At 40.1% G+C, this 16,628-nt stretch carries 15 protein-coding genes; all 15 read right to left on the reverse strand.

Annotated features, from left to right (window positions below):
* Positions 1-17 precede the first annotated feature (17 nt).
* The 15 genes from IEV52_RS11200 to dapA all read right to left on the reverse strand — a co-directional run bounded on the left by IEV52_RS11200 (position 18) and on the right by dapA (position 16,622).
* Positions 18-794 carry a DUF3388 domain-containing protein gene (locus tag IEV52_RS11200; protein WP_188402630.1) on the reverse strand — a complete coding sequence of 259 codons (777 nt, stop codon included), beginning with the start codon at positions 792-794 and terminating at the stop codon, positions 18-20.
* Positions 795-928: 134 nt separating this feature from the next.
* Positions 929-1,186 carry a DUF3243 domain-containing protein gene (locus tag IEV52_RS11205; protein WP_188402631.1) on the reverse strand — a complete coding sequence of 86 codons (258 nt, stop codon included), beginning with the start codon at positions 1,184-1,186 and terminating at the stop codon, positions 929-931.
* A 70-nt stretch (positions 1,187-1,256) separates the two neighbouring features.
* Positions 1,257-1,982: an elongation factor P 5-aminopentanone reductase gene (gene ymfI, locus IEV52_RS11210; protein WP_188402632.1), complete on the reverse strand. Its 726-nt coding sequence runs from the start codon at positions 1,980-1,982 to the stop codon at positions 1,257-1,259.
* Positions 1,983-2,042: 60 nt separating this feature from the next.
* Positions 2,043-3,332 (reverse strand): EF-P 5-aminopentanol modification-associated protein YfmH, encoded by a 1,290-nt coding sequence (gene yfmH, locus IEV52_RS11215; RefSeq protein WP_188402633.1) that lies wholly within the window; start codon positions 3,330-3,332, stop codon positions 2,043-2,045.
* Complete coding sequence (gene yfmF / locus IEV52_RS11220; RefSeq protein WP_188403888.1) at positions 3,313-4,611, reverse strand: EF-P 5-aminopentanol modification-associated protein YfmF; 1,299 nt, start codon at positions 4,609-4,611, stop codon at positions 3,313-3,315. The genes yfmH and yfmF overlap by 20 nt, the downstream gene beginning before the upstream one ends.
* 120 nt (positions 4,612-4,731) lie before the next feature.
* Complete coding sequence (locus IEV52_RS11225) at positions 4,732-5,694, reverse strand: ABC transporter permease (protein ID WP_188402634.1); 963 nt, start codon at positions 5,692-5,694, stop codon at positions 4,732-4,734.
* The gene (locus IEV52_RS11230) at positions 5,694-6,725 is read right to left on the reverse strand and encodes an ABC transporter permease (protein ID WP_308464570.1); all 1,032 of its coding nucleotides are present in this window, start codon (positions 6,723-6,725) and stop codon (positions 5,694-5,696) included. The genes IEV52_RS11225 and IEV52_RS11230 overlap by 1 nt, the downstream gene beginning before the upstream one ends.
* 10 nt (positions 6,726-6,735) lie before the next feature.
* Positions 6,736-8,262, reverse strand: a complete 1,527-nt coding sequence (locus IEV52_RS11235; protein WP_188402636.1) for an ABC transporter ATP-binding protein — start codon at positions 8,260-8,262, stop codon at positions 6,736-6,738.
* 75 nt (positions 8,263-8,337) lie between these two features.
* Complete coding sequence (locus IEV52_RS11240) at positions 8,338-9,402, reverse strand: BMP family lipoprotein (protein WP_188402637.1); 1,065 nt, start codon at positions 9,400-9,402, stop codon at positions 8,338-8,340.
* A gap of 87 nt (positions 9,403-9,489) precedes the next feature.
* Entirely contained in the window at positions 9,490-10,215 is a 726-nt protein-coding gene (locus IEV52_RS11245; protein ID WP_188402638.1) for a GntR family transcriptional regulator, read from the reverse strand.
* 186 nt (positions 10,216-10,401) lie between these two features.
* Positions 10,402-12,762: a DNA translocase FtsK gene (locus IEV52_RS11250; RefSeq protein ID WP_188402639.1), complete on the reverse strand. Its 2,361-nt coding sequence runs from the start codon at positions 12,760-12,762 to the stop codon at positions 10,402-10,404.
* A 116-nt stretch (positions 12,763-12,878) separates the two neighbouring features.
* Positions 12,879-13,088: a YlzJ-like family protein gene (locus IEV52_RS11255; RefSeq protein ID WP_188402640.1), complete on the reverse strand. Its 210-nt coding sequence runs from the start codon at positions 13,086-13,088 to the stop codon at positions 12,879-12,881.
* Positions 13,085-13,840 (reverse strand): ClpP family protease, encoded by a 756-nt coding sequence (locus tag IEV52_RS11260; RefSeq protein ID WP_188402641.1) that lies wholly within the window; start codon positions 13,838-13,840, stop codon positions 13,085-13,087. Before IEV52_RS11260 ends, IEV52_RS11255 begins: the two co-directional genes overlap by 4 nt.
* Before the next feature lie 96 nt (positions 13,841-13,936).
* Positions 13,937-15,604: a ribonuclease J gene (locus IEV52_RS11265; RefSeq protein WP_188402642.1), complete on the reverse strand. Its 1,668-nt coding sequence runs from the start codon at positions 15,602-15,604 to the stop codon at positions 13,937-13,939.
* Between the two features lie 145 nt (positions 15,605-15,749).
* Positions 15,750-16,622 (reverse strand): 4-hydroxy-tetrahydrodipicolinate synthase, encoded by an 873-nt coding sequence (gene dapA / locus IEV52_RS11270; RefSeq protein WP_188402643.1) that lies wholly within the window; start codon positions 16,620-16,622, stop codon positions 15,750-15,752.
* Between the last annotated feature and the right edge of the window lie 6 nt (positions 16,623-16,628).

Genomic DNA, 16,628 nt, shown 5'->3' on the forward strand with positions numbered 1-16,628 from the left:
CTTCCCACCTACTTACGTCATTCTAGATTTCCGAATCCTGTTTGATCTTGTTTCAAAGCTTCATATGTAATTTCCTCATCACGATGACTTTTCAGCTCGATGATATAGTCAAAATCATCAAGTGTATATTCTGTTTGCTGAACAAAAAGATCAGGATGTTCCACTACTTTAGCTGCAGGGAGTCTCATGACCTCACGTATGAGCTGCCAGTGCTTATCGTTCATATTTCGGGCCGAAACAGCACCATCAATGATAAAAACATGGTCAGAATCATATTCGTCATCCGCAAGCATGTTCCTTACCGTTTGACGCAATAAAGTTGATGAAATAAATACCCATCTTTTATTCGCACAAACACTTGATGCAACAATACTCTCTGTCTTTCCGACACGCGGCATACCTCTAACGCCAATTAATTTATGTCCTTCAACTTTATATAATTCAGCTAAAAAGTCAACCAATATACCGAGCTCGTCACGAATAAACCGAAATGTTTTCTTGTCATCAGCATCTCGTTCTATATACCTTCCATGTCTGACAGCCAATCGATCCCGAAGTTTCGGTTTGCGGAACTTGGTTACCGTAATGTTATCCATTGATTCTAAGATTGACTTAAGACGGTTGATCTTTTCATCATTATCAATAATCAGAAGCATTCCTCGCCGCTCGTTATCCACACCATTAATGGTGATGATGTTAATCCCAAGCATGCCTAATAAGGATGATATATCCCCAAGGAGACCCGGCCGGTTTTTATGTATCTCATACTCTAAATACCATTCTTGCTCTCCCATAATTCATCTCCTTATTCTTTCAAAATGAAACAAAATTCTACAATTATTCTTGTTTCTAATAATAAATGATTTCAATTTATTATGAAAGAAAAATAAAAGGATGTTAAGAAAAAAATCTTAACATCCTTCAACCTTTAGCGGCTTCCGTCGTTTTGAACCATCTTTACCATCATGTTTGCAATGGCGTGTTTTTCGTTTTCATCGGCCACTTTCCAAAGATCCGCAAGAACTTTTTCTTCCTCATTTTTTGGTTCAACGTGGTTAGCAAGGTATCCGCCGATCTCAGTAGCTAAGTTCGAGATCGTATCGTGGTTCATACCTTCGTGTTCCGCATGATTTAAGCGTTCTGCCAAGAAATTTTTCCATTGGCCAAAGTTGTCTAATACAGACATGCTGTCTCCTCCTTCAAGGTTGATACAGCATTAATATCCCTTAGTTTTAAATATTTTATACATGCTTTTTTTAAGTAAACCATGATCCATTGATCGATAATATATGACCTGATATGTAATCTGATTTATTGCTGATCAAAAATTCAACAGCATGAGCGACTTCTTCTGGCTTCCCAAATCGACCAGCCGGAATATCTTCTGCTAACGCTTGTTTTTCTTCTTCAGAAAATTGATCAAGCATCGGTGTTGATATGACGCCCGGTGATACACAGTTTACTTGTATATGGCTTGGTGCAACCTCTTTAGACAGTGCTTTGACAAATGCATTTAATCCGCCTTTTGCAGCCGAATAAACGGTCTCACAAGCTGCACCGACTTCACCCCAAACAGAAGAAATCATGATCAGTTTACCTGATTTTTTTTGAACCATGGATGGGATCAGTCCCTTTGAAACGGTGATGGCACTTAACAGATGAAGCTGCATCGTTTCCCGGATGGACTGTTCTGTAAAATCAGTAAGCAGCCCATAATGGGCAGCACCACAATTGTACACCAGCACATCCAAAGGATCACAAATCTGATCCAATAAAAATTGAGGCCCTTCAGGTTTAGACAGATCTGCAGAAACGAGAGCAACGTTGATGCTAAACTGATTTGTTAAATCATTCTTAAGTGCTAAAGCAGTATTTTCATTTGAGTTATAGTGTAAATACAACTGGTACCCTTTAGATGCAAGCATATGGCTTATTTTCTTTCCGATAGCACCTGTAGCGCCAGTGATTAGTGCAAACTTCACTTTAATCCCTCATTGCTCTAAAAAAACACCCTAGCTCAGCAGGATGTTTTTTTAAAATTATTATGACTTCTTTTTTCTAACTTGGCAAACCGTCATCGCTTCTTTTTTAAAGTGGTTTTGAAGCACATCTTCTACATCCCTTACTTCAAGCGATTCAAAAACTGGGATCACATCAAAGAGATCCATCTCATTGAACGCGTACCGGGTAAATTGATTTGCGATGAATTCAGGAGAATTTAACGATCTTAGAAAAGCTCCGATCTTCTTTTTTCGGGCTCTCTCGAAGGCATCATGCGACACAGGTTCTTGCTTGAAAGATTCGACCATCTCAGAGATTCTTTGAACAAATTGATCAGGAGATTGTGTGTCTCCTCCAAGCATACTAAATCCAAATCCGTTTTCTTCTGTGTAATCAAACGAGAAAGTCTGATCGATCAATCCCTCTTCATACAATGCTTCATAATTCGGTGAACTCTTTCCGAACATCATTTCTAAAAGAAGGTTCACACATAGTTCATGACGCATCAGTTCTTTTCCTTTTCGGTTTGGAGCTGCTTCCTTAAATCCGATATAGCATTTAGGAGTCTGCACTGTCATCTCTATCACTTTTTCTGCTTTAGCAACAGTTGCTGGTTCTTCTTCAAAGAAACGTTCGATTGGAGCTTTTTCTTTAAATGTTTTTTTCGATTGGTTATCCTTCACAAAGTTCAATATCTCTTCGGCATCTACCGGACCTACAATAAAGAGGATCATGTTGCTCGGATGATAAAAGGTCTCATAACATTCGTACAGATCATCTTTCGTAATCTTGGCGATGGACTTTTCAGTACCGGCAATATCGATCTTAACTGGATGGTGATGGTACATATTTTCGATCAGACCAAAATATACACGCCAGTCCGGGTTATCATCATACATTCTTATTTCCTGACCGATAATTCCTTTTTCTTTCTCAACTGTCTTCTCTGTAAAGTATGGCTCTTGTACAAAGTCAATCAACGTTGTTAAGTTCTTTTTCACGTCACCCGTTGTTGAAAAAAGATAAGCTGTTCTATTAAATGTTGTAAAAGCATTCGCTGAGGCACCTTGTTTACTAAAGTCCTGAAAAACATCACCTTGTTCTTTTTCAAAAAGCTTATGTTCGAGGAAATGAGCAATCCCATCCGGAACTTTAACATCTTCATCTTTCCCAAGGGGCTTAAAATGGTTATCAACAGATCCATAATGTGTCGTAAATGTTGCGTATGTTTTATTAAAACCCTTCTTTTCTAACACATAGACCTTTAAACCGTTCTCAAGTTCTTCATAGTGTAACGTTTCGTCTAACTGTTCAAACGTTTTCATTCCCATTTGTGCCTGCTCCTTTCAAGAAGAAAATGGTATCAAGTGTCACTTTTTGGGCTACTTTTACAATATCCTCTTTCGTTACTCGTTTAATCCCTTCCATCCAATCCTCGATCGATCGGTTAGTACCTGCTACAACATTGTGGTACAACACTTCTGACAATCCGATCGGATGATCGATGGTTTCTAAAACTTGGTTGTTGATCATGGCTTTTGTTTGCTCAAACTCCGCATCAGTTATATTTCCGTTCTTGATCTCTTCGTGCTGTTCTTTGATGATTTTTACAGCTTTTTCATAATTAGCCGTTTCAATCCCACTCATGACGAATACAGCGCCTTTATGGCTTTCAAACCTTGAAGCTGCGTAATAAGCCAGGCTTTCTTTTTCTCTAACGTTCATAAAGAGTTTGGAGTGTGAGAATCCGCCGAAAATACCGTTAAACACTTGTAGAGCAAAATAGTCTTCATCACTGTATGTAGTATACGTGCGATATCCCATATGAAGTTTGCCTTGCTGTACATCCTGTTCCTCAAAAATTTCTTTTACTTCTGAGACCTGCTTTTCCTTTTTAGTATCCTGTTTCTGATTCTCTTTTTCATTACGATCTTCAGAGAAACGAAAATGTTTTTTTACTTTTTCGATCATTTCATCAGTTGAAATATCACCAATTACATATAGATCTACCTTATCGTTCTTAACTACTTCTTTATAATAATCATATAGTTCTTTAGAAGTAATAGCATCTACTTCGTTTTCATTTCCATATACATTTAATCGGTATGGCTCTGATTCGTACATTTCTTCTAATAAACGCTTGTTGGCATATCTCATCTTATCATCGTAAATGGATTCAATCTGTTGTTTTAGGCTTCTTTTTTCTTTCTTTACGATCCCCTCTTTAAAGGCACCGTTCTCTTCAGCAGGCGCTAACAAAACTTGGGAAAGCAAGTGAAAAGCTTTATCTAGAACAGGTTCAGAATTTGACAAAAACTTCTCGTTCGCTACTTCCATACGGATGCTGATCACCTGATTTTCCCCTTTCTTCGATAGATCAGCGTTTAATGTTGCTCCATAAAGATCGTCAAGAGCACTCCTAAGTTCTTTTGAAGACGGAAAATCTTTTGTACCGCTTTGCAACACGTAAGCAAGAAGCGCTCGCTTTGTAACGCTTTTTTCATTAATAGCTTCTTTGATCTGAAGAATAAACGAAGTTGTCTTATACTTTTTTGTTTCAATCGTATGTACGGTCATACCATGGAGATCGGTTTTTTTATGATTAACAATTCCCATTGATTAAGGACCCCTTTCATTATAGCCTATATCCTAGTTTACCCATTTTCGATACCCGGCATGACATTCCTTCTTACAAAAGGAAAAAAGTCCGCCTGGAGGCGAACTTTTTTATTATCGTTTTCCTTTTTCGTATGGTGTTCCAAGTGCTTTTGGAGCATCGGCACGGCCGACTAGACCAGCCAGAGCTAAAATGGTAAGAACATATGGAGCGATCAACAGGAATACTTTTGGTATATCCTGAAGTCCCGGAATCTGAGTGCCAGAAATACTGATCGCTTGGGCTAGACCGAAGAATAATGCTGCACCTAGAGCACCTAGTGGATGCCATTTACCAAAGATCATAGCAGCAAGAGCCATGAAACCTTGTCCAGTAATGGTAGAGTGTGTAAAGTTACCTGAGATTGACGCTACATATACCGCTCCTCCAAGACCAGCAAGTGCACCACTCAACAACACACCGATATATCGTGTTTTCGTAACATTAATCCCCATTGTGTCTGCTGCCATCGGATGCTCTCCTACTGAACGAAGACGAAGACCAAACGGCGTTTTGTATAGGACATACCACACAATTAAAGCTACAAATACAGCCAAATAAGAAGTTAAGTAAGCATTCGAGAAGAACAGTTTACCGATAACCGGAATATCAGACAGAAATGGGATATCACTTTTGGAAATTCTTTCTGAAATAACTGGAGTCTGTCCAGCATTGAAGATTTTCTTTGTTAGAAAGATCGCCAACCCAGCAGCTAAAAAGTTAATCGCCACACCGCTTACAACTTGATCTGCTTTAAGGGAGATACTAGCAACTGCATGTATCGATGCAAATAATGCCCCTACGATCATAGCTACAACAAAACTTACCCAAGGTGAAGCTCCGCCTAAACCTAATTGCTCCCCGTAGTATATGGTAACAGCACCAATAAAAGCGCCAAAAAGCATCAAACCTTCTAGACCGATATTTACTACACCAGATCGTTCACTAAAAACGCCTCCAAGCGCCGTAAAGATGAGTGGGGCAGCTGAAACGATTGCCGCAGGAACAATTAACGCAAGAATATCCATAAAACTCATTAGATCTTACCTCCTTTGTTCACACGGTTCATCAACCAATGAACAATATAGCTGCACGCAACAAAGAAGATGATTAAAGCAATAACAACTCCAACAAGTTCAGTTGGAACACCTGCTATAGACTGCATGTTTAGTGCACCAATCTTTAATCCGCCAAACAATGCTGCACCTAATACAACTCCGATCGCGCTGTTTGCACCAAGAAGAGCTACAGCGATCCCATCAAAACCAACGCCAGTAAATGCAGCGTTGATCGTCATATACTGGTAAGTACCCAGGCCTTCCATACTTCCTGCAATACCAGCAAATGCACCTGAAATCGCCATGGAAAGAACAATGTTTTTAGAAACATTAATTCCTGCATACTGAGAAGCGTGCTGGTTGAACCCCACTGCACGAAGCTCATAACCTAACGTTGTTCTCCACAGCAAGAACCACATAATTACCGCTGCGATTAATGCAACTATGATTCCATAATGAAGCGTGGAGTATTCGGTTATGCTCTGCAAGAAAGGAGATGCTAAAGAAGCTGATTCCTTGATGTTCTCTGTACGTTCGCCAGGTGCTAGCATAAAGTTACGAATGATCTCGTTTGTGCTGTAAAGCGCGATATAGTTCATCATGATCGTTGTAATAACTTCATGCACTTTGAATCTAGCTTTCAAGATACCAGGAACAGATCCCCATAAAGCACCTGCTGCTCCCGCTGCAAGAATCGCTAGTGGGATGTGGATGATGGCAGGAGCATCTACAAATATACCTACGTATACAGAAGCTAGCCATCCAACAAGAAGCTGACCTTCTACCCCGATATTAAATAAACCTGTACGAAACGCAAAAGCTACAGCTAAACCCGATAAGATGAGCGGCGACATTTGTCGGATCGTTTCACCGGCATAATAAGAACCTCCAAAGATCCCTTGGAATAAAGCAACATATGCTTCAACCGGCTGATAGCCACTGACAAGCATGATGATTCCACCGATTAATAATCCCAGTAAAACAGAAATAAGAGGCACAAGATATTTCATTTTGTTATTTTTATTCTGCATGTACTGTCCCTCTCTTTCCGCCAGCCATTAAAAGTCCAAGTTCTTGTTCTGACGTTTCTTTAGGATCGACGACAGCTACGATTTTTCCTTCATACATGACTGCAATTCGGTCACTTACGTTGATGATCTCGTCCAATTCAAACGAAACTAATAATACCGCTTTCCCATTATCTCTTTGTTCAATCAGCTTAGAGTGTATGAATTCGATCGCTCCAACATCAAGACCGCGAGTAGGCTGAGCTGCGATCAGGAAATCCGGATCACGGTCTACTTCTCTTGCTATGATTGCTTTTTGCTGATTTCCGCCCGAAAGTGCCCGTGCAGGAGTGTATGCATCAGGTGTACGAACATCATATTCAGCGATTAATTTTTTTGCTTTTTCATAGATTGGTTTAAAATTTAAGATACCTGACTTAGAATATGGCTTTTGGTAATACGTTTGCAGAACCATGTTCTCCCCAACAGAGAAATCCAAAACCAATCCGTGTTTATGCCGGTCTTGCGGGATATGTCCAAGCCCTTTCTCTGTAACACTTCTAGGAGTTTTATTGGTAATGTCTTTATCACGAAGACGGATAGACCCTTCATGAACTTTATGAAGGCCAGTAATAGCCTCTAAAAGCTCAGATTGCCCGTTTCCGTCAACACCAGCAATTCCTACGATTTCTCCAGCGTGGACAGTTAAGTTTAATCCGTTCACAACTGGTACTTTTCGGCTGTCAAGAACGACAAGATCATTAATTGTCAGTACAGCCTCTTTAGGGTCGGCATCGTCCTTTTCGACCTTAAAATTGACTTCACGACCAACCATCATCGCAGCAAGTGAATCAGGATTTGAATCACTAACGTTAACCGTCCCCACACCTCTTCCACGTCTGATAACGGTACAGCGATCACAAACCTCCATGATCTCTTTTAGTTTGTGAGTGATTAGGATAATAGACTTTCCTTCACTAACAAGCTTTTTCATGATCTGGATCAGCTCAATAATCTCTTGAGGAGTTAACACGGCTGTCGGCTCATCAAAAATGAGAATATCAGCACCTCGATAGAGCGTTTTCAAAATTTCAACACGCTGCTGCATACCGACTGAGATATCTTCAATCTTCGCAAACGGATCTACATGAAGGCCGTACTGATCAGAAAGTGCCTGTACTTCTTTAGCGGCAGTCTGAAGATCTACCCTTCCGCCTTTCGTAGGTTCTTTTCCTAAAATGATATTTTCTGTAACAGTAAATTTATCAACGAGCATAAAGTGCTGATGAACCATCCCAATACCAAGCGAGTTGGCAATATTCGGATCATTGTTCACCACTTTATTTCCTTTTACAAAGATCTCTCCTTGTTCTGGCTCATAAAGACCGAACAAGACATTCATCAACGTTGATTTCCCTGCACCGTTCTCCCCTAGAAGGGCATGAATTTCACCCTTTTTCACTTGCAATGTAATATCGTCATTCGCTACGATACCAGGAAATTCTTTACGGATATTGCGCATATCAATTACATATTCCATTAAAAGCTCTCACCCCTTTTGTACATAAGGAAGGACTTGGCTGCTGCCAAGTCCTGGCCTAATATTAAACTAAGATTACTTTAAGTTTGCTTTGAACTCTTCGTACTCAGCGTCTGTTTTAGGTACTTTAACTTCTCCGTCGATGATTTTCTTTTTGTAATCTTCAACTGACTTAAGTACATCTTCTTTAACGTTTTCTTGTGTTGGAGCGATCCCTACACCGTCTTGTTTAAGACCAAACTCAACAACTTTTCCGCCTGGGAATTTTCCAGCCATCGTTTGCTCAGATACTTCGTAAACAGCTTGGTCTACACGTTTTACCATTGAAGTAAGTGTTACGTTTTCAGGCATACCTTCTTCATGCTGGTCACGGTCAACACCGATTACCCAAACATTTTCACCGTTCTTCTTACGGTTTTTCGCTTCAGTGAATACGCCCATTCCTGTTCCGCCTGCAGCGTGGTAGATGATGTCAGCGCCTTGCTGATAGAATGTGTTTGCAATCTGCTGCCCTTTTTCAGCTTTGTTGAAGTCTTCTGCATATTGAACAAGTACTTCTGCATCAGGGTTAGCTGTTAGAACACCCGCTTTAAAGCCGTTTTCAAACTTTTTGATCAGCTCACTGTTTACACCGCCAACGAATCCAACTTTGTTCGTTTTTGATTGCATACCTGCAACTAGACCTACTAAGAATGAACCTTCATGCTCAGCGAAAGTGATGTTTGCTACGTTGTCACCTTTTACGACCATGTCAACGATTGCAAGCTTAGCATCAGGCTGTTGTTTAGCAACCGTTTCCACATCTGTTCCCATTAAGAAACCGATACCGAAAACAAGATCATACTTTTGGCGGATCAAAGAGTTTAAGTTCGGCTTGTAATCACTTTGTGCTGTTGATTGCAAGTATTTGTAGCCTTTGTTTTCTGCAAGACTGTTATCTTTGCCAAACTTCGTTAAACCTTCCCATGCTGATTGGTTAAAAGACTTATCATCTACACCGCCAGTATCTGTTACCATAGCTACTTTAAAGTCTTTTTTGTCTCCACCTGAAGTTTTACCATCATCATTGTTACCGCATCCTGCAAGAATAGTACCAGCAGTCAGCATGGCAGTTACCATTAAACCTAATTTCTTTTTCAACTTATTTTCCCCCTGTAAATGTTTTCATTTTAATGACTAACCAGTGCTGCAAAAAAAGTACCGATCACCCCCTAAAAAGGACTTTAATTATAAGCGCTTTCTTAAGACAGAGAATAAGAACTTATCTGATCTAAAATAATTGCAAGAGTAAAGAACTGGTTCATCAAACTGATCGTAGTGCATTTGCCTTAAAATCAGGAGCGGGATACGTTCGTCACTTTCCAAAATATCAGAAATTCTGTCATGGTAGCCGATTGGTTCAATGTTTGTAACCGCATACATAACGCGTCTGCCAGTTACTTTCTCAAGCATCTCTAAAAATGATTCATAATCATGCAATCCTTTATCAGGAAAAAGATGTGCAGGCATATGGTCTTTACAGAAAACAACCGGTTCCCCATCTGCTGTACGAACACGTTCCATCATCATTAGACCTTCAGGAAGAGAATCGTTGAACATGTTGAGAAGTTCATCAGTTACATCTGTCATTTGAGAGGATAGGAATATAGTACCCGCTTGCTTTCCACCTCTTTCTATCATATCGGTCACACTGTATAGTTCTTCAATACCAGATGAGAATAAAGCACGAGTTCTGACAAAAGTACCAACTCCGTGTTTGCGGATGAGTACGTTTTCATCTTCTAGTATACGAAGCGCTTCACGCAGTGTAGCCCTGGAGATCCCAAGTTGTTTTGATAGCTCAAATTCTGATGGGAGTTTTTCTCCTTCTTTATAAATGCCTTCTTCAATATCTTTTTTCAACTTCTCAATCACTTTAATATATAACAAGCGATGGTCAGCTTTAATTGACATTCCAAAACCACCTTAACTAGTTGTTCGACGTATGACAAATTATTAGTAGAATCGACATTACTATACCATTTTTAATTGTATAAATAAATACTAATTTTACAAAATTTTTATATGTATTCTTTGGTTTTAACAAAAATAGAAATATATGGCAAAAATAAAGAGAAACGAGTTTTTAGCTCGTTTCCCTTATGAACTAGAAGCTTCTTTTTCGTCCGGCATCGCGGAGATGAGTACTTCACGTGGTTTTGATCCTTCATATGGACCTACTATTCCTTTTGACTCCATGGTATCAATTAATCTCGCCGCTCTCGAATAACCAATTCGAAATCTTCGCTGCAGCATGGAAACTGAAGCTGTTTGCATATCGACAACAAGTCGAACAGCATCAGAGAACAGATCATCTTCAGATTCCATAACAGCGGGTTCAGCTTCTTCTGTCGGGATCATATCTTTTTGATATTGTGCTCTTTGCTGACTGACACAATGATCAACAATGGTTTCAACTTCCTCATCAGAAAGGAATGCGCCCTGTACCCGAACAGGTTTTGATGCGCCGGATGGGAAGAAGAGCATATCACCTCTACCCAATAGCTTCTCGGCCCCTCCCATATCAAGAATTGTTCTCGAATCGGTTTGGGAAGAAACACTAAAGGCGATTCTTGACGGAATGTTAGCCTTAATGACTCCTGTTATAACATCTACAGATGGCCTCTGAGTCGCAATGATTAAATGTATGCCTGCAGCACGAGCCATCTGGGCAAGCCGTGTGATCGCATCTTCGACATCACCAGATGCGACCATCATAAGGTCTGCAAGTTCATCAACAATTACAACTATATATGGAAGGAAAGGCTGTTTCGCATCACCTTTTGCATTTTGTTTACGAATCGATTCATTATATCCTTCAATGTTTCTTGTTCCGCTGTGAGAGAACAGTTCATATCTGCGTTCCATCTCAGATACGACTCTTTTTAACGCCTGTGCTGCTTTTTTAGGCTCTGTTACAACGGGCGCTAAAAGATGCGGTATTCCATTATACATATTCAATTCAACCATCTTAGGGTCGATCATCATCATCTTTACTTCGTGAGGCTTAGCTCTCATCAGAATACTCGTTATGATGCCATTGACACAAACACTTTTACCGCTGCCTGTTGCTCCAGCTACAAGTAAATGAGGCATCTTAGACAAATCTGCTATAATAGGCTCTCCAGAAATATCCCTGCCGAGACCAATTGCAAGCGGTGACTGCTGCCCTGTAAATTGTGGAGCCTCGAGCACTTCTCTTAGTGTTACCATCGAAATCTCTTGATTGGGAACCTCTATGCCAACAGCAGATTTACCTGGAATCGGTGCTTCTATCCTGATATCTTTTGCCGCTAATGCCAAAGCTAAGTCGTCAGTAAGGTTGACGATTTTACTTACTTTTACCCCTACGTCAGGATATACTTCATATTTGGTTACAGCAGGTCCCAAATGAACTTTTAGTACTTTTGCCTTTACTCCAAAACTCTCGAATGTTTTCTCAAGCTTCTTAGCATTGCTCTTACTCGCAGCATATTGCTTATCTTTATGCTGACCACTGTTTTGAGGAGTTCTTAAATGTTTCATCGTCGGAAGCTGGTAATGTTCGTTCTGAATGACCTCATCACCAAAGTTAGGCGGTAAAGGTGAAGGAACAGACACATTCTCATCCTTACTTTCATCTTGTGTGTGGTCTGACTCTTCTGATTCACCATATACTTGAGGAGCAAATTTTAATTGCACCCCGCTGTCTGTTTGATGTACCCTTTTTGTAAAATCTTCAATAACAGGCTCTTCCGAGATGATAATTTCTTCTGTTTCACCATCTTCCTCAACAGTAGAGGGTTTAAGTGCTTTCTTTTCCTTCACTCTTGTATTACGTCCAGCAGCTATTGCTGTTTTCTTCTCTTGAGCAAATTCTTTCATCTTAGCCGATGCATGACTTGTAAAATCAACGAGTTTTTGCAAGATAACAGAAAGAGATTTTCCTGAAATTAAAAGGAGGCTGCCTATAATGAGAAAGAAAATAACCAGCTTTGTACCACCCGCTCCGAACAGGAAATAAAAGAGAGCAAATCCGATAGCTCCTGCAATTCCGCCTCCAAGATCGTTTGTAGAGGTTTCCCCCTGAAGCTGCAGCCAATATAGATCCCACGTATTCCGTATAACAGAAGCATCTTTCCATTCTCCGCCGTTTGTTAAATGTTCGAAAAGAGTCAGATGACTTAAGACCAAAAAGGAAAAAAACAGGATGTAGGCACCCGCTAATTTTTTTGTAAGTAAAAGAGGCCAGCTTCTTTTCCAAATCAAATAAAACGATATTAAAATACAGCCCAATAAAAGAACACCGTACCATTCTCCGCTAAAAAAGCGCAACAGATGGACAAAAGCCATGCCGACATTACCCATTTTAGCCAATCCAAGCGAAGCAAGAGCTAGTAAAGAAAGACCTGCGATCTCAAACGTCAGCTGTTCTTTCCATCTGCCTTTATTTTTTGCTTTCTTTTTTTTGTTTTTTGCCATAAAATCACCTCACTACAACGCAATATTAAGTATGTATGTACAAAAATGGAAAGAAAAGCAGCCCTGCAAAAAGAAGGCTGCTTGAAAATAGTATAGCATATTTCTAAGGTGACTTATTAAAAGTTTCGCAGCACCATTCCCGGTTGACATTCCTCTAATAAAAAATGAGAAGGATCTGTGCTCATAACCTGAACGATTCTTGTTTCATCACCTATGCGTTCAACAAGTACAGGGACATTGTTATAAAGTATAACATTCTGCGTTGTCTCCTCGTTTCCTGCTTCCGGAAACATCAATTCGTAAGGCTGCATCGTATACCAGATCATTGTTTTATCCCATTATTATCATTTTTTTTGTTCTGCTCAATCAATTCGTTTAATTTATTAAGTGCCTGCCCAACACCACCGACTTCATTTATCAGGCCGTCATTAACAGCGTCTGTCCCGATCACGTTTGTTCCGATGTCTCTCGTTAAATTTCCTTTAGAAAACATCAGTTCTTTAAACCGTTCTTCTGTGATCTTAGAATGGCTCGTTACGAAAGAAATAACGCGGTCCTGCATTTTATCTAAGTATTCAAATGTTTGCGGCACTCCAATAACAAGACCCGTCAGTCTTACGGGATGTATGGTCATAGTAGCGGTTGGTGCAATAAATGAGTAATCGGCACTGACAGCGATTGGTACGCCTATTGAATGACCTCCGCCGAGCACGAGAGAAACACTTGGTTTTGATAATGAAGCAATCATTTCGGAGATAGCAAGACCTGCCTCAACATCTCCACCAACCGTATTTAAAATTACCAGCAGTCCTTCAATTTTATGATTTTGTTCAATCGCTACAAGCTGTGGAATTAGATGTTCATATTTTGTCGCTTTATTGTTCGGCGGGAGCTGCATGTGACCTTCAATCTGTCCCACGATCGTCAAACAATGAATGCTTGAGCCTTCCATCTGTGGGACATTTGTCTGGCCTAGTGATTGGATCTTTTGAATAAGTCCAGAGCTGCTGTCATCCGTTTTCTTAGGCGGTGCATCGGTTTGCGGTGTCGGTGTTTCATTTTCCGGTGTCTGATCCATAATCATTCATACCCCTTCTAAGTTAGGTTCTTCTTAGTATGGGCGTTATTCCCATTCATATGAGGAGAAAATAAAAAAACCTGCTAAAACAGCAGGTTAAATTTCCATTATGATAGGCATGATCATAGGTCTTCTTTTTGTTTTTTCGAATAGGTACTGGCTTAACGTATCTCTTACATTCGATTTTAAGCTAGACCATTCTTTCATGTTTTCGTTCATACATTTCTCAAGGACTTCACGGACTTTTGTGTTTGCTTCTTGAAGCAATGCTTCACTTTCACGAACATAAACAAATCCTCTTGAGATTATTTCAGGTCCGGAGATCAATTGATGGGAATCTTTGCTGATCGTAACTACTACAACCAATATTCCATCTTGGGATAATAGTTTTCGATCGCGCAGTACGATGTTGCCGATATCACCAACACCTAGTCCATCAACAAGAACATTGCCTGAAGGTACTTTGCCCGTCTTCTGAGCCTGTCCGTTAACAAACTCAACAACTTCACCTTTATCAATGATAAAGATATTGTCTTTTTCAACGCCAACTTCAATAGCAAGTTTTTGATGAGCTTTCTGCATTTTATACTCACCATGCACCGGAATAAAGTACTTTGGTCTCATCATGCTAAGCATGAATTTAAGCTCTTCAGCACTTCCGTGTCCTGATACGTGCACTTTCTTCTGGCCGAATATCACATCTGCACCGGTACGCATGAGTTTGTCGACCATCTTTGCTACTGAAGTTTCATTACCAGGTATCGGGGTAGCGGCAATAACAACAGTATCTGAAGGTCTGAGAGCGATCTGTTTATGTGATTTTTGTGCCATCCTTGACAGTGCCGCCATCGATTCTCCCTGGCTGCCTGTTGTAAGAATAACGACTTTTTCATCACTGTAATCGTTTGCTTGATCAATTGAAATAAGAAGATCTTTTTCAATGGTTAAGTACCCTAGCTGTGATGCGATATCAACGACCTTCACCATACTTCTTCCGTTTACAGCTACTTTTCGGTTTGTTTTCGCAGCTGCATTCATTACCTGCTGTACACGATGTACGTTTGAAGCGAATGAAGCGATTATGATACGACCTTTTGCCGTTTGAAAGACGTCTAAAATCTCATGGCCAACCTGTGCTTCAGGACCTGTTGAACCTGGCCTTTCAGCGTTTGTACTGTCAGATAGCAAGCATAGAACTCCTTCTTCTGCTAACCTTGAAATCTTTCCGAATTCCGTATGCTGTCCGTCGATCGGTGTATGATCGATCTTGAAATCACCAGTATTTGCAATAATCCCCTGTGACGTGTGAATTGCAATACCTACAGCATCTGGAATACTATGATTCACATGAAAAAAGCTTACTTTGGCACTGTTAAAAGAAAGTTTCTGATTCGTTTCAATCATGTTTAGCTCTGTTGAACGTAATAGCCCTGCTTCTTTTAATTTCGCTTCTACTAAACCTAAAGTTAAACGAGTTCCAAAAACAGGTACAGGGACTTGTCTTAAAACATAAGGAAGTCCTCCGATATGATCTTCATGGGCATGAGTTAAAAAGATTCCTGTTACCCGCTCAAGGTTTTCTTTCAGGTAGGTCACATCAGGGATTACAATATCGATCCCAAGCATCTCCTCCTGTGGAAACATCAGTCCGGAGTCCATAACAAAAATTTCTTCACCCGTGTCCACTACATACATGTTTTTGCCGATTTCTCCTACTCCGCCCAGGGCAAAAACTTTAATTTTATCTCTATTTTGTTTTGACAATGTGTATATTCCTCCTAGGTTGTATGTAAAAAAATAATCCCGATCACGTCACTTACAAACATTATAACGTATCAGAGGAATACAAAACAAGACTGAGCAAACGACATTTCAAAAATAAAAAAGCAAACCGGAGGGCCGGTTTGCTTTATTTCAACTCGTTTAAGCGCATTGAAAGTGCAGTTCTTTCAGCATGATTTAATGGTAATAATGGCAGCCTAACTCCGCCTACATCTAGTCCTTTTAATTGTAAGGCGGTTTTTACAGGTGCTGGACTCGGCGCCTTAAACAGTTCGTTCATGACAGGAAGAAGTTTTCTATGAAGTTGTGCCGCTTCCTTGTTCTCTCCATTACGGAACGCTTGAATCATCGCTTGCATTTCATTGCCGATAACATGTGAAGCAACGGATACGATACCAGCACTTCCAACAGCTAATGAAGGAAGTGTCAATCCATCATCACCGCTATATAGCAAAAAGTCATCAGAAGTATTTTCAATAATTTCTGCCATCGTGTCTAAATTTCCGCCTGCGTCTTTTAAAGCAACTATATTCGGTATTTCAGCCAATCGAACTACTGTATCAACAGATATAGAAACGATCGTTCTGCCCGGAACGTTATATGCCATGATTGGAAGATTAACAGCATCTGCTATCGCTTTATAATGCGCAAAGATACCCTCTTGACTAGGTTTGTTGTAGTAAGGAGCTACTATCAATAACGCGTCCACACCAGTCTCTTCGGCTCTTTTTGAAAGATCTATAGATGCTTTTGTGTTGTTGCTTCCTGTACCCGCAATAACAGGAACCCTTCCATCAACAACCTTTACAACGTGCTTAAACAAGGCAAGCTTTTCTTCAGTTGTTAAAGTTGGCGACTCACCAGTAGTTCCAGCGACCACTAAGCTGTCCGTTCCATTATTAATCAGATGGTTCACAAGTTTTGTCGTTCTTGCAAAATCGATATTGCCTTTGCTGTCGAACGGTGTAACCATTGCGGTACTAATACTTCCAAAATTCATTTCGTT

The organism is Fictibacillus barbaricus (assembly GCF_014635025.1).
GTDB classification, from domain to species: Bacteria; Bacillota; Bacilli; order Bacillales; family Fictibacillaceae; genus Fictibacillus; species Fictibacillus barbaricus.